The organism is Enterococcus sp. DIV0755f (assembly GCF_051713725.1).
GTDB lineage: Bacteria > Bacillota > Bacilli > Lactobacillales > Enterococcaceae > Enterococcus_D > Enterococcus_D casseliflavus.
Map to the genome: position 1 here is coordinate 1 of NZ_JBIOQL010000002.1, position 24650 is coordinate 24650.

Annotated in this window: 28 protein-coding genes and 3 pseudogenes; 3 read left to right on the plus strand and 28 right to left on the minus strand. The window is 34.2% G+C overall.

Annotation, left to right across the window (positions count from 1 at the left end; genetic code table 11):
• Nucleotides 1-206: 206 nt before the first annotated feature.
• The 21 genes and pseudogenes from IGI73_RS16105 to mobQ all read right to left on the minus strand — a co-directional run bounded on the left by IGI73_RS16105 (nt 207) and on the right by mobQ (nt 18956).
• Nucleotides 207-440, minus strand: a complete 234-nt coding sequence (locus tag IGI73_RS16105) for a heavy-metal-associated domain-containing protein (RefSeq protein WP_152133459.1) — start codon at nt 438-440, stop codon at nt 207-209.
• 146 nt (nt 441-586) lie between these two features.
• Nucleotides 587-1440, minus strand: a pseudogene (lgt, locus tag IGI73_RS16110) (prolipoprotein diacylglyceryl transferase).
• Nucleotides 1425-1763: a hypothetical protein gene (locus tag IGI73_RS16115; protein ID WP_438759288.1), complete on the minus strand. Its 339-nt coding sequence runs from the start codon at nt 1761-1763 to the stop codon at nt 1425-1427. The pseudogene lgt and the gene IGI73_RS16115 overlap by 16 nt, the downstream one beginning before the upstream one ends.
• Before the next feature lie 228 nt (nt 1764-1991).
• Nucleotides 1992-2696, minus strand: a complete 705-nt coding sequence (locus IGI73_RS16120) for a Crp/Fnr family transcriptional regulator (protein ID WP_413157991.1) — start codon at nt 2694-2696, stop codon at nt 1992-1994.
• A 144-nt stretch (nt 2697-2840) separates the two neighbouring features.
• Nucleotides 2841-3413: a Dps family protein gene (locus IGI73_RS16125; RefSeq protein WP_002292150.1), complete on the minus strand. Its 573-nt coding sequence runs from the start codon at nt 3411-3413 to the stop codon at nt 2841-2843.
• A gap of 279 nt (nt 3414-3692) precedes the next feature.
• Nucleotides 3693-4271 carry a hypothetical protein gene (locus IGI73_RS16130; RefSeq protein ID WP_438759289.1) on the minus strand — a complete coding sequence of 193 codons (579 nt, stop codon included), beginning with the start codon at nt 4269-4271 and terminating at the stop codon, nt 3693-3695.
• Nucleotides 4272-4415: 144 nt separating this feature from the next.
• Nucleotides 4416-5141: an LPXTG cell wall anchor domain-containing protein gene (locus tag IGI73_RS16135; RefSeq protein ID WP_438759290.1), complete on the minus strand. Its 726-nt coding sequence runs from the start codon at nt 5139-5141 to the stop codon at nt 4416-4418.
• A 59-nt stretch (nt 5142-5200) separates the two neighbouring features.
• Nucleotides 5201-5569: a hypothetical protein gene (locus IGI73_RS16140; protein ID WP_032495652.1), complete on the minus strand. Its 369-nt coding sequence runs from the start codon at nt 5567-5569 to the stop codon at nt 5201-5203.
• 28 nt (nt 5570-5597) lie between these two features.
• Complete coding sequence (locus IGI73_RS16145) at nt 5598-6566, minus strand: hypothetical protein (RefSeq protein ID WP_413157952.1); 969 nt, start codon at nt 6564-6566, stop codon at nt 5598-5600.
• A 16-nt stretch (nt 6567-6582) separates the two neighbouring features.
• Nucleotides 6583-7515 (minus strand): conjugal transfer protein TrbL family protein, encoded by a 933-nt coding sequence (locus tag IGI73_RS16150; RefSeq protein ID WP_438759291.1) that lies wholly within the window; start codon nt 7513-7515, stop codon nt 6583-6585.
• Entirely contained in the window at nt 7512-8432 is a 921-nt protein-coding gene (locus tag IGI73_RS16155) for a hypothetical protein (protein ID WP_438759292.1), read from the minus strand. Before IGI73_RS16155 ends, IGI73_RS16150 begins: the two co-directional genes overlap by 4 nt.
• A 17-nt stretch (nt 8433-8449) precedes the next feature.
• The gene (locus IGI73_RS16160) at nt 8450-10105 is read right to left on the minus strand and encodes a VirD4-like conjugal transfer protein, CD1115 family (RefSeq protein WP_438759293.1); all 1656 of its coding nucleotides are present in this window, start codon (nt 10103-10105) and stop codon (nt 8450-8452) included.
• Nucleotides 10098-10529 (minus strand): hypothetical protein, encoded by a 432-nt coding sequence (locus IGI73_RS16165; RefSeq protein ID WP_002301637.1) that lies wholly within the window; start codon nt 10527-10529, stop codon nt 10098-10100. Before IGI73_RS16165 ends, IGI73_RS16160 begins: the two co-directional genes overlap by 8 nt.
• Nucleotides 10530-10533: 4 nt before the next feature.
• Nucleotides 10534-11085: a hypothetical protein gene (locus IGI73_RS16170; RefSeq protein ID WP_438759294.1), complete on the minus strand. Its 552-nt coding sequence runs from the start codon at nt 11083-11085 to the stop codon at nt 10534-10536.
• A gap of 12 nt (nt 11086-11097) precedes the next feature.
• The gene (locus tag IGI73_RS16175) at nt 11098-12207 is read right to left on the minus strand and encodes a lysozyme family protein (protein WP_438759295.1); all 1110 of its coding nucleotides are present in this window, start codon (nt 12205-12207) and stop codon (nt 11098-11100) included.
• A 21-nt stretch (nt 12208-12228) separates the two neighbouring features.
• On the minus strand, nt 12229-13581 hold the full coding sequence (locus IGI73_RS16180) for a conjugal transfer protein TraF (protein WP_438759296.1): 1353 nt from the start codon (nt 13579-13581) through the stop codon (nt 12229-12231).
• 13 nt (nt 13582-13594) lie between these two features.
• A complete protein-coding gene (locus IGI73_RS16185) occupies nt 13595-15556 on the minus strand; it encodes a VirB4 family type IV secretion system protein (RefSeq protein WP_108173624.1) in 1962 nt (653 codons plus the stop codon).
• A gap of 10 nt (nt 15557-15566) precedes the next feature.
• Nucleotides 15567-16196 carry a hypothetical protein gene (locus IGI73_RS16190; protein WP_438759297.1) on the minus strand — a complete coding sequence of 210 codons (630 nt, stop codon included), beginning with the start codon at nt 16194-16196 and terminating at the stop codon, nt 15567-15569.
• A 16-nt stretch (nt 16197-16212) separates the two neighbouring features.
• The gene (locus IGI73_RS16195) at nt 16213-16596 is read right to left on the minus strand and encodes a glycosyl transferase (RefSeq protein WP_001083514.1); all 384 of its coding nucleotides are present in this window, start codon (nt 16594-16596) and stop codon (nt 16213-16215) included.
• An 18-nt stretch (nt 16597-16614) separates the two neighbouring features.
• Nucleotides 16615-16947 (minus strand): CagC family type IV secretion system protein, encoded by a 333-nt coding sequence (locus IGI73_RS16200; protein WP_000713503.1) that lies wholly within the window; start codon nt 16945-16947, stop codon nt 16615-16617.
• A gap of 23 nt (nt 16948-16970) precedes the next feature.
• Complete coding sequence (gene mobQ, locus IGI73_RS16205; RefSeq protein ID WP_438759298.1) at nt 16971-18956, minus strand: MobQ family relaxase; 1986 nt, start codon at nt 18954-18956, stop codon at nt 16971-16973.
• A gap of 291 nt (nt 18957-19247) precedes the next feature.
• Between mobQ and IGI73_RS16210 the strand changes: the two genes are divergently transcribed.
• Nucleotides 19248-19547 (plus strand): hypothetical protein, encoded by a 300-nt coding sequence (locus tag IGI73_RS16210; protein WP_208787322.1) that lies wholly within the window; start codon nt 19248-19250, stop codon nt 19545-19547.
• A 2-nt stretch (nt 19548-19549) separates the two neighbouring features.
• On the plus strand, nt 19550-19816 hold the full coding sequence (locus IGI73_RS16215; RefSeq protein WP_438759299.1) for a hypothetical protein: 267 nt from the start codon (nt 19550-19552) through the stop codon (nt 19814-19816).
• Nucleotides 19817-19834: 18 nt separating this feature from the next.
• Here the strand turns inward: IGI73_RS16215 and IGI73_RS16220 are convergent, their stop codons facing one another.
• From IGI73_RS16220 to IGI73_RS16230, 3 genes are all read right to left on the minus strand, one after another.
• Nucleotides 19835-20251: a DpnD/PcfM family protein gene (locus tag IGI73_RS16220; protein ID WP_025192327.1), complete on the minus strand. Its 417-nt coding sequence runs from the start codon at nt 20249-20251 to the stop codon at nt 19835-19837.
• Nucleotides 20193-20690: a DnaJ domain-containing protein gene (locus IGI73_RS16225; protein WP_010713926.1), complete on the minus strand. Its 498-nt coding sequence runs from the start codon at nt 20688-20690 to the stop codon at nt 20193-20195. Before IGI73_RS16225 ends, IGI73_RS16220 begins: the two co-directional genes overlap by 59 nt.
• A 437-nt stretch (nt 20691-21127) precedes the next feature.
• Nucleotides 21128-21898: a zeta toxin family protein gene (locus IGI73_RS16230; protein ID WP_438759316.1), complete on the minus strand. Its 771-nt coding sequence runs from the start codon at nt 21896-21898 to the stop codon at nt 21128-21130.
• A 125-nt stretch (nt 21899-22023) separates the two neighbouring features.
• Between IGI73_RS16230 and IGI73_RS16235 the strand changes: the two genes are divergently transcribed.
• A complete protein-coding gene (locus tag IGI73_RS16235) occupies nt 22024-23319 on the plus strand; it encodes an ISL3 family transposase (RefSeq protein WP_438759300.1) in 1296 nt (431 codons plus the stop codon).
• An 83-nt stretch (nt 23320-23402) separates the two neighbouring features.
• Here IGI73_RS16235 and IGI73_RS16240 read toward each other — a convergent pair.
• From IGI73_RS16240 to IGI73_RS16255, 4 genes and pseudogenes are all read right to left on the minus strand, one after another.
• A pseudogene (locus tag IGI73_RS16240) lies at nt 23403-23513 on the minus strand (zeta toxin family protein); the annotation flags it as partial.
• Between the two features lies 1 nt (nt 23514).
• Nucleotides 23515-23787, minus strand: coding sequence for an antitoxin (locus IGI73_RS16245; protein WP_438759301.1), 273 nt, complete (start codon nt 23785-23787; stop codon nt 23515-23517).
• Nucleotides 23788-23804: 17 nt separating this feature from the next.
• Complete coding sequence (locus tag IGI73_RS16250) at nt 23805-24020, minus strand: peptide-binding protein (RefSeq protein ID WP_001835296.1); 216 nt, start codon at nt 24018-24020, stop codon at nt 23805-23807.
• Between the two features lie 91 nt (nt 24021-24111).
• Nucleotides 24112-24432 (minus strand): annotated as a pseudogene (locus tag IGI73_RS16255) (ParA family protein); the annotation flags it as partial.
• Nucleotides 24433-24650: the final 218 nt, after the last annotated feature.

Genomic DNA, 24650 nt, shown 5'->3' on the forward strand with positions numbered 1-24650 from the left:
ATTGTTGCATGCTTTTTCCCTCCAAATTTAATTTCTCTTTTATTGATAAACACAGTATAAGATAATTGCCTAAGTAATTAATTGACTGACATCAAGTTTAGAAAGTTCTCTTTTATCGTTTCTAAGCACCTCGAATCGGATTGCAACAAAAAAAGCAATCTGAAAAAATAGCTTTTCTTCCAGAATTGCCTAGTTCATTTAATCTGTTAAGCGGCCTTGACTTTTGTTTTAAGGACCGGATAGCCTACGTTTTCGATAGCTTTTTGAATCTCTTCAATCGAAGTGACAGCTGAATCAAAATTGGCTTTGACTTTGCTGGAGTTGAATAATACTTTAATGCTGTCTTTATCAACACCGTTAACTGATTTTACGGCACCTTCAATTTTTTGCATACAACTTGGACAAGACAACGTTTCTAATTGCAATATAGCTTTTTCCATAATTCCTATCTCCTTTATATGTTTTTATTTTATCGGCAGCAGATTAATGAATACTGCCTTTTCCTCTTTACAACTGTAATATAGCTCACTTTTAGCAAACAAAAATTGACGCATATCAAGTTCTGCACTTCTTTTTATCTTTTTGCTCAATTCACCATCTTAATAGTCTTTTTCTGCCCCTTATTGCCATCAGAATAATAAGAAATTGGTGGATAGTCTTGTCTGCGTATAAACCATATTGCAATCGCGCCAATAAACAGGGCCAGAGACAAGGCTTGCGAAACGCGGATCCACTCGCCAATCCATAAACTGTCCGTTCGCATACCTTCAATGAAGAACCGACCCACTGAGTACCACAAAACGTAACTCAAAGCGACTTCTCCTTGACGTAAAAGCTGTTTTCGGTTCCGTATAGTGACGATGAGGACAAAGCCCAACAAACTCCACAATGACTCGTATAAAAAAGTCGGATGGTAGTAGGTACCATTGATATTCATTTGTTCAATGATAAATTCAGGTAAATAAAGATTTTCCAAGAATTGGCGAGTAACCGGTCCACCATGAGCTTCCTGATTCATAAAATTGCCCCAACGACCAATGGACTGGGCTAACAATACATTGGGCGCTAAAATATCAAGAACGAGTACCGAAGAAGTACCTTTTTTCTTTGCATACCAATATAGCGTACCCCCTCCTGCAATCAATCCCCATAAATCGCAATGCCGCCATTCCAAATCGCAAGGATTTGTCCTGGATTTTGCAGATAATAACCAAGTTCAAATAACACATAATAAAGCTGAGCGCCGAGGAGTCCAATCGGAATTGCCCATAAGGCCATATCGATAATGGTATCCTCTTCCAGTCCTTTTTTCTTTGCTTCCTTGGTACTCAACTGGAGAGCCGCTAATATGCCCGCTGCAATAATGACTCCATACCAATGAATCACAACAGAACCAATCTCCACCTCATGGGGATTCAAAACGCCTAATACGAATTCCATTCTATTTGCTCCATTACTTCAATTTTTCGCGTCATTCTAGTCATGGTGATGCTGAACAAGATTCCGGCTAAGCTCCATGGAAACCAAACAGTGAATACACTTTTATCTACCTGGTCACTCGCTTCGTAATACGCCACTTTTCCGTGTCCGATTACGCCGGCTCCTTTCACAACTTCCTCTTCTTTTTCCATAGCTAACCTATCTGCCTCAACAACGTTAGGCGTTTTTGCTTCGCCGCCAATCGTGTTCTTGGTGAAAGGGACGACAAAGAATGCACCCGCTACTGACAACGTGATGGCAACTATCACCCAAAAATAATACACATTCACCCCTACTTATTTTTACGTTTTGTTCGACAGCCCTATCTTAAAGAAAAATAAAACAAAAAAACTTGAGGGTTATCATGTTTGTGCTTTTATTTTTCCAATGAATGAAGGTCGTTCTGTCTTAAAAAAGCCAAAAACGGACAGATGGAAGCAAAAGCACTGAGTTCTGTCCCGTTGTTAATAAAGAGCGACAGAACACCAGCGTGTAGAAAAAAGTGTGTCCGATTATTCGCTGTAAAGCAATAAATCATCTAAATTCTGAATCTTGATCCTTTTCCCAGACAGCTGTTGAATCAATCCCTCGTCCTCCAATTCTCCAAATTTGCGACTGATGGTCTCAGGTGTCGTTCCTAAATAGGAAGCAATGTCCTTTTTTGCCATCGGCAGGGTGATGGTGGGAGAGTTGCCCATTTCAGGTTCCACATTTTCTGCCAAAAACAAAACTAAACGGGTAATGACACTCTCCACGGCTACTTGTGCGGTTTGACGTTCGGAGCTTTCTAACCGCTGCGACATCTCTCCTAGCAGCTTTAACGAAATTGCAGGATACTCTTTTAGAAACTCTTGTACATCATGTTGTTGAATCATGCAGATAGACGTATCTCGGGTTGCTTCTGCGTATTCCTCGTGCACAGCATCAGGATTGAACAACGTCCATTCTCCCGTAAAGTCACCCGGATTCAAAATACGAACTAGTTGCTCTTTGCCAGAATCAGACAAGCGATAGATGCGGACTTTTCCGCGATTCACAATATATAAAGTATCCTCTTTTTCTTGCGAGCGAAACAGAAACTCTCCTTTTTGATACTGTTTCGTGTGGGCTTTTTCAGCAATGTAATTCATCGCGCTATCCTCTAAGTGATTGAATATTGGAACCAAGCGGATACAGGCTGCGTGGTCGCCATTTTCATGATGGGTATGTTTAGTCAATTCATTCTCCCCCTTTATTTATTTTGTTTATATTCGCTGCTTTTATTATATAAGTCTCTTACTACAAAAAAATTGATGCACATCAAGAAAATGGAAAAAGGACTGGAAAGAATTCCAATCCCTAAATCAGCTTCTACTTTTACCTTAATCTTCATCCTCATCAAGAGCGTCATCATCTTCTAATGCTTCTTTACCAATGAACGCTTGCAGCATCCAAATGTTCTTGTCTAAGTCATTTTTAAAAGCAATCAATGTATCTTCTAAAGCATCGTCACCCTCGTCTTGAGCTAAACGAATCGCGCGAATAGTTAGGTCACGAGTGCTTCTGAAGTCCTCGATAATATTTTCAACCATGTCTTCTGCTTTAGCGTATTTATTAACTGCATCTTCCGAAAGCATCGAATATTTTTCAAATTCAACCGTTGTCGAAGCAGGTTTATGCCCAGAAGTAATTAGACGCTCCGCAAGTTTGTCGAACCATTTTTCATTTTCGTTATACAACTCTTCAAATTTTTCATGCAACGTAAAGAAATTGGCTCCTTTTACATACCAGTGATATTGGTGCAGTTTCACATGTAATGTATGCATGTTGCCTAAAAGATGATCCGCAATGGCCGCTGCATTAATTTTCGTATGATGAACATGTTCCTTGTGTTCTTGTTCTTCTTGCAATCTTTCTTGGGGTGTTCTTTCTTGAGTAGCTTTATTTTCAGTCATGATTTATTCCTCCTATAATTTTGGTTTGTTTAAAATAGCTTTCTTTGATTCCTCCTTTTTCTTTACTGAATTTAGTATAGGATAGATTTCCGTTAAAAAAATTGACGCTCATCAAGAAAAGTATTTTTTAATAGACGCCAGGCTTCTCTATTAAATTCAACTGAAATAATCAAAGGAATGAAGTCGTCCCCTCCAAACAAAAATCTCATTAAAGTAGGGCCTAAAAAAAGAATAGCAACTACACAACCTCTATACTATGCTTTTTTATTAAGTCGATCTTTATTTTTTTTTTATATTTTGAAGCGTATCTTCAAAATATTGTAGGCTAGAAAAATCAAAAACCCTATTTTCAGTTTCAGTACGTTTCTCTTTTTTCTTTTCATAAATAGGTATAAATGTATCAAAAATAAATTCTTTATATTTCCTAGAAATCAATGAATGGTTTTTTTGAATTTTGGTATACTCTGCAAAAGAAATCCCTGTCTCACGAATTAGATATTGTTGAATCTTTTTGGTTTCAACGATCAAAGATTTCGTATAATCTAGTCCGCTTCTTTGTCTGCCTGTTCCTTTTGTAATAAAACCATATTTATGAGTAAGATTTGTTCTGATTGGAACAAAAGCTGAATAATCGTTATTCAAAGAAATAGAAACATAATAAGGTCTATTATCCTTTTGAATGATATTTTTGTTATCAACTGCAATCGATATATTATTATCTTTTAATATTTTTGAGGTATTGATCACATATACAAATTTATCTGAACTCAAAGCGCTTTCCTCATTTCTCAAACTGTATAAAAAGACACCTTCTCTTAATTGCTTAAAAGAAGATGCCTTTCGTAAGTTTGATTTCATCTCGTCATATCATTATTTCATGTGGCTTAGACGTTTCGACCACTCAACGCGTCATATCATTATTTTATGTGGCTTAGACGTTTTAACCACTCATCTATCATCTTCTATTATAAGCTATTTAATTAAATTGTCAACTTCTGTTACTTAGCTTTTGGCTCTATCCCTTTTGTTAAGTCTAAATAGGGAAAATCCACCTGTAAGGATCATAAAGATACCAGCGATAGATAATGCAATAGTCTCTTTTTCGCCTGTTTGTGGCAATACTTTCATTTTTCCGTCATTTCCTGTAACAGCAACCGTACCATCATTTTGTACAGTTGCGCCAATTTCACTAGCTTCTACTTTTTGAGTAGTACCATCTGCCAGCTGAACAATTGGTTTGCTATCTTCAACAGCAACAATTACATGCCCTTGATCGGTCGTTACTGGGCTTTCTGTTGGATTGTCAGTTACATTGGGGTTAGTTGCTGATTCTGTTGGCTCTTCTATTGGTTCACTTGGTTCTGTCGGTTCCGTTGGCTCTTCTACTGGTTCACTTGGTTCTGTCGGTTCCGTTGGCTCTTCTATTGGTTCACTTGGTTCTGTTGGTTCGCTTGGATCAACTGGATCAACTGGATCAACTGGATCGACTGGATCAACTGGATCGACTGGATCGACTGGATCGACTGGATCAACTGGATCGACTGGATCGACTGGATCGACTGGATCAACTGGAGTAGTCGGGTCTGTCGGCTCTACTGGAACGACTGGATCATCATCGGCTAAGATAGTAATATCACTGCTACTTGCGGTTTCGTCTGCAAAACTGACAAGCGGTGCTGATACCAATAGCGCTGTACTAAAAAGTGTTAAAAGTGCAATTTTTTTCATTTTCTTCTCTCCTTAAAAATTAGTATTTGTGTACATAAATAGCATATCACAAATATGCTTTATCTGACATTTTTATTCATCTTTTTTTTAAAAGCTTCTAGCGATTCTTTCGTTAAGAATAATGTTTTACCTGTATAAATGTGATCGATTCCCTCTAGTCTATGAGGAAACCGTTTATAAATGTGGGCAAAGTATTCATCATTCTTTCCTAACAACTGGCTTGCTTCTTTTGCTGTAATCAATTGCGATAAATCATTATTGGGATTATCAGAGAAAATAATTGTTCCACCAATTTTTCGATAATTAAAATTTTTAAGTATTTCATGTTTGTTGTTACGGTAAGCTTGAGATAGGTAGTTTCTATTCTTACCTATCCTTTCACTCATTTCTTTTGCTGTGTAAATTTGATTTAAATTAATTTTTCCCATTGTTTAAGCACTCTCTTTTTAGCGTATTTCAGTTAAAAGAGAAGTCTGTAAGTTTTGGTTGAGTTGTCACAAGAAAGCCGTTTTTAGTTGGTTCAACCTCAAAAGTGATTTTTTGCATTTTACTACGATTGTCTACTGAAACATTTAGAAGGTATTCAACTCTATACCCTTTTTTTGTTTGTTCGCTACCGTAATAATTAACACTTTTAAGAGTTTTCCCTAACGCTTCCCAATCAGCTATATCTACTTTTTCTGATACATAATTTCTTAAATTAGATTGATAATTTTCTTTATTTTTTTCTTGTGAAAAATAATAAGTTAAAAAGTATCTACCAAATGTATCTATTTTTGATTGGGAAATATCCGTTTCTTTGACACGTTCAATTTGTTCTTTCAATGATTCGCTCTCTTTTTTTACTGATTGAAGTTGTACTTGTTGAATAACACTTACTCCTATCAATAATACAATAAATAAAGCCAAAATAGATACGAACAAATGAATTCTGGGAACATTTTTCTTGGTTATGGATTCTGATAGTGATTCTTTTCTACTATTCGTTTGTTTTGCTTGGTTCTTTTTCGATATTTCCTTAATAACACTAGGTTCATTTACTGTTTCAGTTGGAATTTCTGTCTGCGGTATTTTTTGGCGTTCATTACTCGTTTTTAACTCCTGACGATTTAATTCTTGCGTATTAAGCGTTGGTTCTATTGGTTCATTCAAGTAAACTAAAACGTGTTGATCTGTTACTCGATTTAATAACAAGTTAATTACGTCCGTTTCTTTGGTATTTTTTGTATTCAGCGTAACAGACATAATTTTTGTTTGATCTTCTACTCTAAAGATACCTACACGAAATTTAACTGGAATTCCTCGACTTGTCTTTTGTTGTAAATAGTGTGTGACTTCGGATAATTCACTCTTACTTAACTTTCGGTTTAGAAACTGGTTTTCTTCTTCAGGAAGAATAATACGTATTTCAAAATAATAAGACAATCGTTTTCCCCCTCTCTTATTTTCTAAACATAGCCATCATAGCTAAGTTTCCTAGTCCGCCACCTTTTGACACTTTGGTTGAATACCACATATTTTGTAGGGCAGACGGTGTTTTAATAATCAACAAGCCACATCCAACCATTAACATAAAGTTTGGTAACGTGTATTTTTCAGCAATCATGAGGGTAATCATTGCTAAATAGAGAATCAATTTAATTAGCATGGTTAAAGCTTCGGACAACAATTCTTTGATCCATATTTGAAAGTAATTTTGCTCGTCCGTTAAAAGGGATAAGGCGACTAACGGTGTCAACATAGTCAGTACCAAGAAATCGGCATAAAAGACACAGATCGCTACAAAATACTTGGCAATGGAAAAGGCAAAGAAGATCACAAAAACAAAGAGAACAACGGCACTAACACCACCATTAAAGAAATTGGAAACTAAGAAATTACGCAATCGTTCGCCGATCGTTTCCACGTTCAAATCATTAGCGACTTGTTGAATCACATATTCACCGATTGGTGCAACAATCTTTTTGATAAAAAAGTTCATTGCCCAGGGCAACGTTGCTAAGGCAATAGACGAGTAAAACAGCTTTTGAACAATAGTAGCGGTCAATGCGTCGCCACTCCCATTAGAAGCTTGTATTTGCGCTTCAATGACCTTATACAACACAATACAAATCGCAAAGGTTGTCGTTGCAAAAACAAAGACGTTCGTAATCGTGCTAATCAATTGGATATTAGGAATATCAAAGGTCGTCTTATTCGCAATTTTCATACTGGCTTCTAACAAGTCACTGCCCCAACTGCCTAACAAGCTATCAATAGGGTGCAATACACTATCCACACTCTCTTTTACGCCCTCAAAGACATTAGAGATAGCCTCGGTAACATTTGAAACACCTTCGCCTACTGCATTTCCTATATCATTTGCTAACGTCATTGAATAATACCTCCAATCGACCCTGTAACCTGCCATTTAGCAAGTTTGTCACTATACTTCATAACAACGAATACAATTTCAGGACTCTCGATTTTTTTACTAGAGTGCATAAGTGAAATGCCTATGGTTTCATAGCTTAAATCATTCGCCCAATCAATTTCTGTCAATAAATTTTTAGTTTTATCGCTACTTTCTGAATCTTTTCTCCAATCAAAATATTCGGGTGAAAAATCATTGCGCAACACAATTTTTGTATTTTGTTCTGTTTTCTCTGTATCTAAGAACCAGGTACGCAACCATTGGCTTTTATCGTCATTTTGCTTAGAAATCGTTAGCCCTTTGGTACCGTCAACGATCACTGGATTGAAATTGAAGCTTGCTTGCAAGCCTGTATAGAAATCATCTGATACCTTATCGCCAAATTTGGCTTTTAAGTTATCGATCAATTTCGTTTGTAATTCAATCGGGCTTGTACCGCCTGATCCTTCTTTCAATAACTCTTTGTTAATCTCTAAAATCACGTCACCATTAGAAAAAGAGGTGTACCAACTCTCAAATGCTTCTGTCGCTTCCTCTGCTCGTTCTTTGGCGCTTAGTTTGAGTAAATGGTCGCTTGACCCTTGAACAGCTTCTGCGCTTGTTTCTGTGGCTTCTGTGCCTGCGTTTGATTCTTTGCTTTCTGTGGTTGTGGTTGTTACTGTCACTGGTGGTTGATTCTTATTGTTAAAATACGACACGCCAACAAAAGCAAGAATACCGACAACTAAAACGCCAATCACTACGTTACGGATCACTTGACGGCTAAATTCCAATTTTTTTATCCTCTCACTAGGTTCAATTCCTTTTTCTTCGATTTCTCGTTCTACTTGCTTTTGAAACATTGGGATATTCCCAAAAAATTCTTTCAATCCATTCATTTGATTTCCTCCGATCTTTAAAATGGTAATTCGCTGTTGTCATTGTTGGTTGTGTTTTCCTCTATACCTTCATCAAAACTACTTAGAATATCACTCATTAATAGTTCTTTTTCTTCCTCTTCTTCTGTTACTTCTGATTCGATCGGTTGTTCAGGTAGATTTATTTCTTTTTTATTCAAATCATTTTCTTGTTTCTTCTCGTGAAAAATTGGGGCGCTTGCTAGTTGCACTTTTCGTTGTTTGTGCTGTTTTTCCAACTCCTCAATGTATTCTTTGGCAAATTCCGTTTGACTGCTTATATAATCTTGCTGTGAAATTTCAAGCTTTTTAAGAAGATTTCCAAACAATTCAAATTGTGGCGTTTTTCTTAGCATATAAGGTTTACCGTCAATCAACACTATACTTTTTCTGCCATTTTCTTCTTGTTGTAAATTGATCACTTCGCCTTCAGTAATTAAACGCCTTTTCTGATAACCATAACTTTCTGACTTGCTACCGCTTCGATTAGTCGTTTTTGCGGACGTTTTACTTTCACTTGTTCCGCCTGTATATACTTTGATTGTTGTATCATTTACTTGTCTTGAAAAGTATTCGGCGGTCGTTTCCTCTACACCACCTAGACATATTTTAATGGCATGATTCCCAATGATCGCTTTAAATTTCTTATCTCCGTAAAGTTCAAAGCCCTGGGGCAAAGATTGCAATATGGTACTAACTGAAATACGATACCCTCGACACGTTGCAAGAAAATTCTCGTATGTCGGAAAGTAGCCCAAATTTACAAATTCATCTAGCAACATAACTAAAGGTACTGGCAATTTTGCGTTGTGCTTATCCCCTAAAAAATATAACTCTGTAAACATTTGTTGGAAAAAGAGGTTCACTAAGCCGTCCCAAGTTCGATCTAATGGGGAAATTAGCACGTATAAACAAATTTTTGACGTTCCTAATTCCTCAAAGAAAAAATCGTTTGTACTGGTAAATTCTGATACTTCTTTATCAACAAAATCTTGTAAAGTCGTCAATAGACTAATAACAATGTTTGGTCTTGCTTCACTTTGTGCTTGTCGGAAGCCTAAATAGTAACTGCGTTTTGCTTCGTGTCCGTCTGGCAAACGCTCAAATTGTTCATCAAGTTCTGATACACCTTCTTCGTTATAGCGTGGATCAAATTCTTCTAAAAAGTCTAAAATACCCTCAATTGTTCTTGCGCTTGGTTCATATTCAAAATAAACATATTTAATCAACGTATTTAATAAGTTTAATTGTGCATTGAACCAAAAATCTTTCCGTTTGGGATCATTCTTTGCTGATACTATGACGTTTGCAATCTTGTTTGTATCATTTGATTTGCGAATATAGAGTAATGGATTGTACCTAGAACTTAGTAAAAAATCTTTAAAGTTTATCACAACTGTTTTGAAGCCCTGGGCTTTTTTTATCTCATTGGTTAATTCATAGATTTCCCCTTTTGGATCAGTTACAACAATTGACGTACTGCGATTGTTTACAACATTAGGCAAAACATAACTTTGTGTTTTAAATGATCCTGGACCCCCCACGACAAAAATATTTCGATTACTTATTTTGCTATCTTCGGGTTGGATCACAACATTTCCGCTTTGAAATTTCCCTAATACTAAACCGTCTGATTCTGCTAACAAACTACTCATTTTTCCCCCTCCTCATTGACTTTTCTAATATCTTTTTCATTGACTTTTCAGGGATCAAATGAACATTTTTGGGTGCGTTTATTTCTGATTCTTCCCCCCAATAAGCCGATCCATGAACAGGGTTTGTTTTCCCGACAACCTCAAACGGTTGGCGTTTGGTAGGGTGAAGAAAGACAAATAAAATAATTAAAACAATGATTTGTACAATGAAGAACGGAATCATGTAAGTAGATTGAATAATCTCTAAAAAAGTATTGATCGGGTGCTTTAAAATAGTTGTAACAAAGGTACTCAATTCAATATTTGTATCATTCGCAATGATAAAAGGTAATAATTTAAACACAATCAATGTTACTGGTAATAATAGTAGATAGAGTATAACTAGGATAATCAGTTTTACTTGCTCTTGCTTTTTCTTTGCCATGCTTCTACTCCTCTCCTAATTGAATGGTCGTTCTTTGAGTAATTTGTTGGTTTTTAATTTGGATAATTTGGTTTATTTCAAAATCATTTTTTGTACCGTTAAAAACCTGGTGAATCGGTGCTGTTACTAGATATTGCTGTGAATTATCCTTACTTGCATAAGCAAGAATTTTTATTTCATTTTCGTTTACTGAAGACTTTTGAATCGTGTTTTGTTGTGGGCTATATGAATTGTTTACGTTGATCTCGTTTTGTAATTCTTGATAAACGTTGTCTGTCGCTAATTCTTTAACCGTTGTCATAGATATTTCTTTTTGGCTTTTTTCGTAGTTATAAACGGTCTTGTAAAATTCTTTGATAATTTTTTCCGATTCGCTTTGGTTAGTGTTTTGTTCCGCTTGTTTGTCTGCTAGTTCCGTCTGTACGCTTTTTAAATCACTTTTTAAGTGACGGATCTGTTCGCCTTGCCTTATTCCAAAAACAATCATGCCTATGGTAACCACAAGTAACACAAGCGTTGAGATAAACAAACTAACTTTTATTTTGTCAAACTCCATTTCTTCCTCTCCTTATTCAACATAACTTGCAATGTTTGCAATAGAAGCTGGCACTACTCGATAACTGATTGTTCCGCTTCCTGGGTTTACTACGTTACACTCTGATACAAGAAGCGTACCGTCTGCATTTACGACTTCTACAAAGGCAACGTGTCCGTAAACTGGATCAGAACCAAAAGAACCTGGAGGGAAAGAAATTGCCGTACCTACTTTGGGCTTATTTGTTACTTTATAGCCTAAAGCTTTCCCTTTATAGCCCCATTCGCCACCATTGCCCATAAAATCATCAACTGGTTTTCCTATTTGAGCCATACGATTAAAAGCGTACCAAGTACATTGACCAAAAGGATAACTGCCACTGGTATTATAGTTATGTCCGTCATATCTTGGATAACGTAATTTATTTTTGTACTCACTAGGTACATCAACTTGAACAACGCCAGTATTATTAGAATTGTTTTGAACGCCCTCTGCGCTTGCCTGGCTTTCGTTAACGTATTCAAGTAATTTTGGCACATAGAACATATTTCCGTAGTTATAGCGGTAATTGTAGCCCATTGAAGTAGATAAAGCATTTACATAAGGTACCTTTTCGCCACCTGACATATTAATAGAAAATTGTTTAGCCAACTCAAAAGAATACGTTCCGCCATTCTTCACTACAAAATCAACAAAACCACCGCCATAATTATACGCTTGAAGAGCTGTTTTTATATCTGATCCTCGGTTTATAGCGCTTTTCATATTTTCTACAAAAAACTCTACTCCTCGTTGTATGCTTCGTTCGGGGTCTTTAATAGTGTTCGGGGGCAGTCCTAAACTTTCGCTTGATTGCATAGGGTCGCCACCTTCACCACCTGATTCAATTTGCATGAGTGCTAAGATATAAGGTACATATTCCATACCGTCATATTGCCTAGCATATTTTTCAACGGTGCTTTTGTACCTCAAAACAGATTCACTTAAATTTTTGTTTTCTGTCGCTAGTCCACCATTAGGGGCTGTTTGATCGTTATTAAAAATAAGAAGGAAGATTACAATGATAAAGACGAAAAAGCCTAAAATTGCTTTCGCTATCGGTTTTCGATAACGAATAAGCAGTTTAGCAGCTGTTGCTCCCATGATATGAAATCACCAACCTTCCTAATCTTTTTCAGCGTTTGTTAATTCAATCTTTTCACTAAGCAATGTGTTGTTTTCTTCTAACAAGTCATTGGTTTGTTTTTTCTTCAAGTCGTCATTTAAAGAATTATCCTTATACATGTTTTCTAATTCTTCACTGTTATTTTCAATCAATAAGTCAATCATGCTGATTTGACGTTTAGGATCGATTGCTAATTTCTTTTGTGTAATTGATACCTGACGAATATTTTTCACTGTTGGAATGTCTTTTTCTTTTACTGATTTATCGATTAAAGCTTCAACAATTGTTGTATCGGTACTAGTTTGAACCAAATACTCAATATCTGTTGAGTTGTCATACGCTAAAATCTTTTTGAAGTCTGCTAAATAGTCGCTTCCTGGCAAATCAAGATTTTCTATTTTTTCGGTTTCCCCTTGTTTGTACAGACTTTGAATAATTTTTTTATCTGACTTTTTATCAAGTTCATAAGCCTTAGTGTAGTCACCAAGTTTCACGTAAATATCAACTTGTTTTTTTTTAGGATAGTTGAGTTTTTGCATATCTTCTTCGATATTCTCACTATCATTATCAATAATCTTATTTAAAATAGTGATCTCTGTTTCTGCGCTTTGCTGTGTAGCCGTAACTTGTTTTTTCTCATTTACTTTCATAAGAAAAACCGTACCGCCATATAACGCAATAACACCTACAACTAACGCAATTTTTAAGCTTTTATTTCTGCGAATTTTTCGGACGTCTGCTTTCTTATCCTGTAATTCAGCAGAAAAGAAATTCTTTTGTTCTTCGGTTACTCGATTTTTTATTAAATCTCTTAATGATTCCAAACTTTCAACTGCTTCTACATCATTTAAAAATGAATTTTTTTCTTTTGTTAGAACCTCAATACGATTCTTCTCATACTTTTCAAGCGAAAATTTACCAAAAAAACTACAAATAAAATTTTTCCACTGCTCTAATTCTTCTTTAGTTGAGTAAGGCAAATTATCAAAATGATCTGCTTTATAAATAAATAGCAAGTCACGTGTATCTTTGAGTAGAATATTTTGCATTGCTAGATAAGTGTTCGTTTTCTCAAGTACATTCATTTCAAGTAATCGATTCACTATATCCAATTTATAAAAATCAGCATATTCTTTTAAATCTAGTAGTGGTGTATAGCCATTAGGTCGGTGATAAACAATTTCTAGCTTTCCATCTTTGGTCAAAATCTCCTCGACATCAACAAAATATTGTTCACTTTCTTCTATATCAAAAATATGTTCTCGATTCGTCAAATATTTTTCGTTTATTTGAACGACAATTACATTCTCTTGATAGTAAAATTGCAAATTTTTCAAGATTTTGTATTTCATTATTTTCTCCCTTCTATTGAATTTTCGATCTTAACAACCAGTTGATCTCTTTCTTCGGACTAACGCCGTAAATATCTTCATATTCGCCTGGGTTAAGCAAACGCATTTCTTCCTGTGTTAAATCTACTTTTATCTTTGCTCGCTTTGTACCATGGAAAAGTAAAGCTTCCCCTTGACGTTTTGAGGTAATGAACGATAATTCTTTTTTTGTGAGTTTAAGTTTCAACTCATTTGAAATACCTTGTGCTTCCGTTTCATCAAGTCCAAAAAACACTTTTGTAAAGCTATTCCCAATAATTGCTTTACCGATATTATCAGGTGCTTTTAATACATCATCAATCTGTTGGGTTGATACGGTACAATCAGCATTGTATTTTCTAAAGCGTTTATATGCTTGGAAGAAAAAGTCAGCACTAATTTTATTCTTCAATAAAAAGTGAAATTCATCTGCATAAACAGACGTTACAATTTGCGGATTGTTGGTTATTTCTTCAAATAGATAACTAAAGCTGTTGAGGTATGCTAAATCTCTGATTCCTTCTTCGGTCTGTAAATCTCGCAAAGAGAAGCAAATTAACGGATTATTTAAGTCAATATTTGTATGACCGTTAAATATGGTACGGCTTCCGATTGTAAAATCTTCTAATGAATAAATAAAATCTTCAATTCGCTTGTATCGTTTGGGATCAGTTTCTTCTAATGCTTTCAATCGACTTTCTAAGTCTGAAAATGTTGGAAAATCGGTGTTTTCCATTTTCGACAAGTTTTTCTTTTCGTATAAATTCGTATAGCATTTTTTAGCTTCTAACTTAATAATAGATAATTGACTATCAGTCAAAGAGTGATCCACCATTAGGAAATATGGCGTTAAAATATTCATTCGTTTACTGATTTCTTTATCAATATCATTGTCAGTCATTTCAAAATCTTTGTGCTTTATTTCAAGATTTTCTACAAGTTCGTCCTCTTCAAAATCGGATAAGGATTCTTTTAAATCGACATCAGGTGTATTGCGTGAGTAGATTTGAAACGGATTGATACGAACATCTGACATAGACGAAAGATTGATTATTTCGCCCCCTAGAGAACGTACACGTTCTGTTTGTTCATCTTCGGGATCAAATAAAACAATTCTGTGTCTTAGTTCTGTTGAATTATCAGAAAAAGCATATTTTTTTAAATAGTCTGACGTTAAGTAAGTGGTTTTTCCTCCACCTGATAGACCAAAAACAAATTTGTTACGATTGACTACTAATTTTCTATTGGTGTAATCAATACTAACAATATTTTCAGTATCTTTATTGATTCCCTCGATAATCATATTTTTAGTAAATACACTTAATTCATTATCATCAAAAGGAAAAATACTGCTTGCACTGATTGAATTAGCGATTGTATAGGTGTATTCAGGTACTTCATTAGATTGTAACGGTAATGCACTCCAATACGCCTTATCAATCATAGTATATGGAATTAACGCTTTTACTCCACTTGCGATACAACGTGTTTCAAAATCTTCACACAATTTTTTTAGCTTATCTTCGGACTTACTTTTGATCAAAACATAGGTATATAAATAAAGATAAGAAGTGTTTTCGTCAACGGCTTGTTCTAACTGCGTTTGTGCAATTTTCATTTCACGTTCTAAACGGATAATCGTCAACGGATCATGCGAACGATCGATCTCTGCTTGCTTGTTCTTAATGGTTCTGTTGTAATAATCATTCAATGAGTTACCGTTTGCTTTAGTGTAGTAATGAGATATGGTTATATCTCCACTCATTTTACGAATACGATTAAACCAATTTCCTCTTGGTTTATTATTGTATTTTGTAATGACATAGGGAACTGCGTATGAATCATCGATTAATAATTTGTCACGTTCTATTGTAAAATTAAATGGTGCTAAATCAGATACAACGTCCGTATCAACTTCGGGTATTACAATAATTTTCTCTTTTGGTATCTTCTCCATTTTAACGCTCCTAACTATTCAAAACCTTTTTCATCTCGCCAATCGTACACATTTCAATCTGACAATCATATTTACTTAAAAATGCAATTAAAGCTGTTCTGATTGTTCTTGTCTTATCGCGTAACACTTGATAGGACAATTCCAAACTGTCGTAAGTTTCCTTTGAAATTGGTTCAGAATTAATTACAAAATGTTGTTTCTTTGAAGTTTCCATGTTACTTGCTAAATTTCTATAATGATAATAGTAACTAGCCTTTAGTTGTAATAAAGCTTCGTTATGCCCTGGCATTTTGCGATAATTTTCTACTGTATTCCCCCAGGCTTCTACAAAATCGTCAATTTCTACTGGTACATTCTTAGAAGTGATCTGCGGTTCATATAGAACGTTTTGAGATAGAAAGACACCAAAATCTTCGTTTAACCCTTCTTGCTCTGATACTGGCAAGGTATCAACGTTTAAGCCGTCAACTTTTAGCATACTCACAAGGCTAAATTGCTTTTTTTCTGGCTGATAAACGACAAAAAAGTCTTTAAACACGCCTTGAAATCGGGAACTATCTTCCCAATAAATCATTTCTTTCATCGTATCGGTTTTTTTATTATCGTTACTTTTGGAACTTGTTTTTAGAAAATCAAACAATTAAATCACCTCTCTTTTACACTCGTTCTTTTGGCTTTTTATAATAGACTTTTGGTCTTTTAGAAAAGTCTTTTCTTTGCTTCATAAAATCAGATATAGAAATGTTAGGTCGGTCTGTAATTGGTTTAATCGTATAAAACGCCCATACACCACCAAATGATACCAAACCAACAATGACATAGATAATTAAAGGAAAAACGGCTGTGCTACGGAAAATAAGAATTGCCAATAGCACGCTTATTAATGCCGTACCGATCGCTTTTGCTGATTGTTTTAAATCTAGCCCTAAAATGACTGTGTACCGATCAGATACATTGGACGGAAAAAACCAAGTCCGCCCTTTTTCAGTGTCTGCATTTAACAAATCTAATAGGGCTTGTTTCACTTGATCGCTATTCATAACTAACTCCCTTCTCTATTAAGCAAGTAAGCCATACGCCCAAGGTACTAACCAAACCAACGCCCCACCTAATGCCGTAACAAGCAAGGCTGTTCCCAAGGCTTTATACATGGTATTTTTTTCTTGTGGATCATCAATAGACGGCAAGTATTTAATAACAATCTTCGCACAAGCAATCCCACCAACTACAACAATTAAGGCTGTTAAAACACCTTTTATAGTGTTACCCGCTTGAACTAATTTCGCTTGTGGATCAGTGGCTGCAAACACTGGATCAGTAATAAACAATGTACCCAACGCAACAACCGCACTTCCAAGCTTAAACTTTGTATCTTTGATAAATTTTTTCATTTTATACACCTCTTGTTTTTATTTTATCGCAAAGGAATATTCCTTTGTAATGATTGATTTTCTTTTGCTTTTGTTTGCTTAATCAATTTGTCTAGGTTTCGTTTTTTCTGTAGTTGGTTACCACTCAACAAACGATTAATTGACTTCGCAAATTGGAACATTTTTACAGTCACTTCATTTTTTTCTGGTACGTCTTTATCCAATTCTTGGGATTGATCTTTATTGGTATTTTCAATTTCTTTACTTAATTCTATTTTATCAGAATCAGGTAAATAAGCATTGCGATTAACGACCTTTTTCAGATTGTGTTTTGCTAATGGGCTTAGTTCATCAATATGTTTCATGCTATCTTGAACAAAAAATACACCTTGACAATCATTAGGAATTTTCACCGTCTGAATGTTAGTTAAGAAGCCTTTTGATTGTTCCAACATGGAATTAATTTCCTCACTGCTGAATCTAGCAACTCCTTCGACTTTAGAAAAATCAGTTGTTTTGTAATAGTCAGCTTTTGCAAGTAACATTTCGCCTTCTATGACTGAATCGATTGAAACATTTTTATCAAATTTTCTTTCAACTTCTGATTGAACATATTCTATCAATCCTTGTTTTATTCCTATTAGTTTTTCTTTTTTAATTGATAAAATTTCTTTCCTTTCAGGGTTATTTTCTTTTGTTATACTATCTTCAACTTGTTTAATTTTTGAATCAAGATAACGGCTAGTTTGAAATGGTTTTTCTTTAAAAATCTTTTTACTTTCTTCTTTTTCTATTACTCTTTCATTGTAAATGACCTCTGCTAACTGGTCTTTATTCAATAACTGTTTTCTAAATATGGTTTCATTAACCATTGCTCTAACTTCGTGATTTGAAAATTTGTCAATATTCAAACTTGGATAAGATTTTTTGAAGAATCTTTCTGCTTGTTTATCTAAAATTTCATTTGCCTTTGTAAGCATATCTCGTTCACTACTAATTTTACTTAACATCAAACGTTGTTTTTGAATTTCCATTTTATTATTAAAGATAAGTGAATTTTCCCATCGTTTTAATTCACCTAATCGTTTATCAATGTTTTCATCATTAATAAATAATTTCAATTCTTTTGAAAGATTTTTCAGTTCTCCTTTTTCTAAAGGCGAGAAAGTTTTTTCAAATTTTAAAGTGAAGTTTTGGTCTTGTTTTAACACTTTCTCTTGACTTTCAAGTTTATCAAGTTCGGCTAGAATATCATTGTAACTTTGAATTTCTAAATTTTTTCTTTTTAACTCACTTATAACTCCTTTTTCTTCTAATTTTTTTGAGTAAAAACCTTCATGAATTGTTGGTAGTTCTTTTTTTCCAAGTTCCGCATGCGATTTTTCTGTAATTTGTTGATCGATATTTCTATCTTTTAAATATTGGTTGACTTTATCAGCCCAATCTTTACGAATTTCAGAAACAAGAGATTTTCTATCCCAATCATTAGTTTTTATTGAAACTGTTACTCTTTGTCCTTTTTCGTTAAAAATCTGATTGCCATTTTCATCTAGTTTAGGTATTCTTTTTCTTTTATTTAGAATATTACCTTCACTATCTACTTCTCTCATTGTTAACATAATATGAGCATGAGGATTGTTTTCATCATCTCTATGAATAGCTACGTCTGCAATCATTCCTTCACTGACAAAGTTATCTTTTACAAAATCTTCAATCAACATACTTTGGTCTGAGTTATTTAATTCAATTGGCAATGCTACATTTAATTCTCGACAAAGTTGAGAGTTTGGACTTTTTTCTGCTAATTCCATTTTATTCCATAATGTCTGTCTATCTAAAAACTCATTAGGTACATAATCAGGTTTTAAAATAAAAGCTTCTGGTTTAACAGTTCTATGGTTGTATAGATTAGTTTTTTCATATAGTTCACTATACAATTTTTCACCACTTCGATAAGAAGCCATTGCGATTAAACTTCTTTTTCCGCCTTCTCTTTTTGCTATTGTCATAGATAAATGGAAGATTGCCAATTGTATCACCTCTCTTTCTTTTCAAACATGAGCGTAGCGAATTTTAACAAACACGCTTGACGATAAAACTAAATGAAAGTTAAATTTTATATCACATTACACACAAACGTAAGTTAGTGGGTATAAGTGCGCCCTTAGTAAATCATCTAAGGGAATACTTGACAAATTAATTTTACCACTTATCATTATAAAAGTAAATATGTTTAATATGACATTTACATTTATAATTATTGATTTTAGAAAAATAATATAATATGATAGAGTTACACAATATATTAGGAGGCGTATTTCATGGAAAGTCAAGATCAAAATATTAATGCAATTAATGGTAATTTTAATTCTAAAACGAAGCCAAAAAAAAGAAAGAAGAAAACTGTTTCTGATATTGAACTTCAAATTAAAGAATTACAAAAGAAAAAAGAAGAATTAATTCTAAAGTCTAAAGCAGATATTGGTGATTTTGTCCTTTCTACTCTTTCAAAAAATGATATTTCTATTGAATCGATTGAAGAAAACAAAGAATTATTCTATGACGAATTAGAAACTGTATTAAATGCGAATAGTCAAAATTTTTCTGAATTACTTAAATAGTTATGGTAAATAATGATTTAAATGACATCAACAAAAGAATAGAAAAACTAAAAATTCAAAAAAATATTTTGCGAGCGAATAGCGAGCAAAATATTAACAGAAAAAGAAGAACAAAGCGTCTAATTGAAAAGGGTGCTTTGTTAGAAAAGTATTTTGAAATTGACTATTTAAATGTAGAAGAAACGGAAGAATTTTTAAAAATTTTTTCTGAGTATATAAAGGCAAACAAGCCAATAAAATTTAAAAAAAGGAAGATTAGTTATAGATAATCTTCCTTTTTTTAGAGATTATTCATTCATAAATTTATCGACACTAACTATCATTTCAAGCTCTATTAACCTTTTTTCTGCTTTATCTAAACAACCATATCTTAATAAAATATAAGATGTGTCATAATCATAAAATGCACGTTTTAATGTTTCATATTCTTCAATAAAGGTATCTTTATAACCGACAATTTTCATTTCTTTATGGTCTAAATCTTCAGGATAAAGTATAATTTCTTCATTATCATAAGCTATTTGTATTTTTTCTAAGGCTTCTTTTTCGTTCTTTGCTTCAATTTCAAATTCCTTTTCCAAAGTTTCAATTATTCTTATTTTATAAAACATAATGGTTTCTTCCTTTCTGATAAACTTACAAGCCTTAATTGGCTTGTAAGTATTTTTTTTCTTCTTTTTCTTCTTTAATTTTTTGGCTTCCATACATTCCCCTTATTGTGTCCATATCATAATTTTTTCGACTACGTTTTTTATAATCGCTTGGTGCTTTATACCATGCGTATTTTTTTGGTGAATAACGAAATTCTAGGGCTTTTATGTCGTCCTTATAAGGTTTTGTATTACCTGTTAGCCATATAAATGTTCCTACTACTTCGATTGCTACGCCGTCCATTTTTAGATTGAACAATTTATTAATAATATCCTTAAACTGTTCGGGTGTTTCTGTTGTTTCTTTGGTGTAAGTTTCACCTTCTTTATTCTTATGAGTGTTTTTAAGTTTGCTAAACAGTTCGTCATATTCATTGTTCAAAATTTTCATTTCTTCTTCATTCCCGCCACAATCGGGGTGTAACTTCAAAGCTAACTTTTTGTAGGCTTTTTTCAATTCTTCCAATGTTTCAACGTTTTTAATGTATTTCATCTTTGTCATTCCTTTTCTTTTTGATTTTTGGCTTTTTGACAACCATTTTTGTTAGGCGTTTGAGGAAGTGAAGCTGTTTTCCTCGAATGGTAAAAGCTGTGAGTGTTCTACATATCTTGCTCCTTTCTTTTTTCGTTTAGGTGGTTCATTTTCGCTAGTGTGTTCGTTTCGTTTGCTGTGACGAGTACGCAACATAGACACAAAGAAAACACAAGGGCGAGCTTGCTCGTTTATATACCCTTGTGTTTTCGACTGGATATGTTAAGGTAACAAACAGTAAATGACACGTTACAGACTGCAAAATGTACCAACTGAAAAAAGAAAGAATGCTGTTGTGTGCTTTATTTCTCGATCAGCTTTTAAAACATGAGGAAATGTTTTTATAAAAAAAGAGTAGTTACCGTTTTTTGGTAACTACTCTTTTCCTTTTTTAAGGTTTAAATCCCTGGAAGTTTAGGTGTTTTGGGTATTGGTGGTGTAGGTGGCTGCAAACTTTCCAATTTTTGTTGTATCGCTTTAAATTCGGGGGCTTCTTGGTGTTTATTTTGAATCATTTTTTGCTCTACTCGTTCCAAAGTCGGTTGAATCTCTTTGCCTGACAATTTACGATTTAATTCTCTTTCTAAGGTCTCTTTTGGGCTGATAGAAGGCGTTTCTGAACTTGAATAGAGTTTTACACCACTTCGATTATAAAGCCTTATATCGCTAAATAAGCCCGTCTTATGAAGCTTATCTAAATTGATTGGTAAATTTTTGACAACAATATCATGGGCTTGTTTTGGTGTTGCCCTGGCTGTCAGTGGATCATCTGAAAACATTGTTTCGTATCGTTCAATTGTGCCTAAATACGATTCAATCTTTGGTACTGCCATAACGTACATTTTCGTTTCATAGCCTTTTGATTGAAGCATTGTTGCGGTCTGAATAGGAACGTCTGTTGTTCGTCCTGTACCTTCAATCACTAAATTATAGCCTTGGTCGCTTAAACGACTAATAAGTGCTTCTGTCATGCGATTAGAATAAGGCGTAACATGCTTTACTACGTCTTTTTCATAAAGTTTCACTAATTCATCAAAATTAGGGTGTTGTTGTTTGAATGTATCATTATCAATGACAATGACATTTCCTTGTGTTTCTTCATAAATCGCCGATCGTAAACTGGTTTTTCCTGATCCTGGTTGCCCACCAAGTAAAAAAGGCTCTATAATTTATGGGACTGATGAATCAGAATTGATTCTTCAGCCCCATTTTCATTTTAGGTATTAAAAAACATATCGTTCTCTAGTATGATTAAATCACCACAAAATAAACAACTGAGAGGACGATATGCTATATGAATGATTCTATCAAAAAAATGCTGAGAATAATAGAGAAAGATTTGATGATTACAGAGGTCTCTTACGAGACCCTTCAGAAGAAAAAGACGTTGGTCGTCGATGCTGTTCTCTCGCCTACTCCTCGTGCTTGTAGAAGTTGTGGTTCTACTGTGGTAGATGGAAACGGGAAAGCAATTATAGTGAAAAATGGAAAAAAAGAAACGATTGTCCGTTTTGAACAATACATTCATATGCCTTTGGTTATGCGCCTAAAAAAGCAGCGTTATACCTGTAAAAACTGCCGAACCCATTGGACGGCTCAAAGTTATTTTGTCCAACCCAGACATTCAATCGCAAATCATGTTAGATATAAAATTGTTTCTTTACTGACTGAAAAAGTATCTTTATCTTTTATTGCGAAAAGCTGTCAGGTATCTTTGACCACCGTTATTCGTACATTGAAAGAGTTTAAAAGCTATTTACCAAAGCAATCTAAGAAGATTCTCCCAAGAGTATTGATGGTTGATGAATTTCGTTCGCATGCTTCCATAGAAGATAAGATGAGCTTTATTTGTGCAGATGGCGAAACAGGAAAATTAATTGATGTTTTGCCTACGCGTAAATTACCCCGATTAACAAGCTATTTCTTAGGTTGTACCAATCCAGAAGAAGTAGAATTCTTGGTGACAGACATGAACGCCGCCTACTTCCAGCTCACCAAACGTGTTCTGCCAAATGCGAAAATAGTGATTGATCGGTTTCATATTGTCAAACACATGAATCAAGCGTTCAATGAGTTGCGTATCCGTGAAATGAATGAACTTCGTAAAGCAGGACAGAAAAGCCAGGCAGAAAAACTGAAAAAGAACTGGCGCTTTTTGCTAAAAAATCGTGCAAGCATCAACCATTATGAGTACAAAACATGGAAAAGTTTCCGAGCACCAAAATACCCATTTCTCACTGAAGCAATGATGATTGATCGATTGCTTGAGTTTTCTGCGCCCCTAAAGGAGGCGTATCCCTTTTTTCATGAATTAGTCGAAGCCTTTCGAGACAAAGACCCTGACTTATTTTTCTCCTTATTGGCAGAACTTCCCGAAACGTTAGATGACGGCTTTCAGGAGAAGCTTCAAAACCTTCTGACCTATGAAGAAGGTATCACCAACGCAATGATCTATCCTTATTCCAATGGAAAAATAGAAGCGAAGAATACCCACATAAAGACAATGAAACGAGTATCCTACGGATTTAAATCATTCGAGAACATGAGAATTAGAATCTTTTTGATCAATCAATTAATCAATGTAAGATAACAAAAAATCTGAGCCAGAATGTGGTTCATTCTGACCCAGATTTGATTTTACACAACTCATCAGTCCTTATTGACAAAGAGCCGTAAAAAAGCGGTTGGCGATTCAACCGCTTTTTTACCTTGAACCAATTCCTCTATGTTATCTCTCAAGCGATTCTCAAATTGCCTATCAGTAAAATTGACTATATTTGCCATATTAAGCCACTTTCTCTTTTTTCAAAACTTGTTTTGAATACCGATTCATTGCCCGCCAATACTCATGAACGGCTTTTAATTCTTCTAAAGAATAATCAAAAAGATTTACACGTTTCGCAAGCTTTAATTGATTTAATAAATTGACTTCCAACAATTGGGAATTGTCTTTATTTAATTCATGATTCAAAACATAATTTAATACTCGATTATAGACACTTGCCGATAACTCGTTAATGATTTCAATTTCAAACGTTTTTTCATAAGTAACTGCCATTTCATTTTCACTCCTTTTTAAAGTTTATCAGGTAAATATTTTCGTATATATTCTTCTAAGGCTTGATCCATAACTTCTTTTACGTTTCCGCCATTCTTTGCTGTTTCAATTTTTATAATATGGTGTAAGTCAGCACGAACACGAACCGTCTTATCTCCCATAATATCTTTTTTTGCACTGATTGGTGTATCATTTCGTTTTGCTTTTTGTGCGCCTAAATTTCCCACAATCACTCACTTCTTTCTATTTCTTCTTATTCTTATTTTATCATCAACAATCACAAATCACAAGTGATTTGTGATTAATCACTTGTGATTTGTGATTCTATTCTTTTTCATTTTCTAACTGAATGATTCGCTCAACCATTTCAAAAAATACGTTCTCATACATAGATAAAACTTTTTTGTCATAGCCTTTATGTTCTGTAATGCCGTTCTTAGACCAGGTACTTACTTTATTACTTCGCTTAATAATATTTTGGAAAACCAAATTATCTTCTTTATGTTCTTTGTACAATTCTTCCAGGTTCGATTTTATCGTTGCGCTGTCCGTATCAACTAAATAAGGAACAAAACCGATCATATCTAGTCCAGGGTTAAACTGTTCTTGTAAATCAATCAAATAGGAAATATAGTTTTGAAAAGAGAAAAATGTATTAATTATGAATCTCAATCCATAGGAATCCTTTTATATCAAGGTTTCAGTAGTATGCATCCTACATCCAAATTGATAAAAAAGGATTCCTATAGGCAGTAGTTGAACCAATTTGAACCAAGATAGATGATAGTTGAATACAACATGTTGTTATCCAATTTAAACCGGCTTTACTATTGATATCAAATAAAAAAACCCATAATACTTAA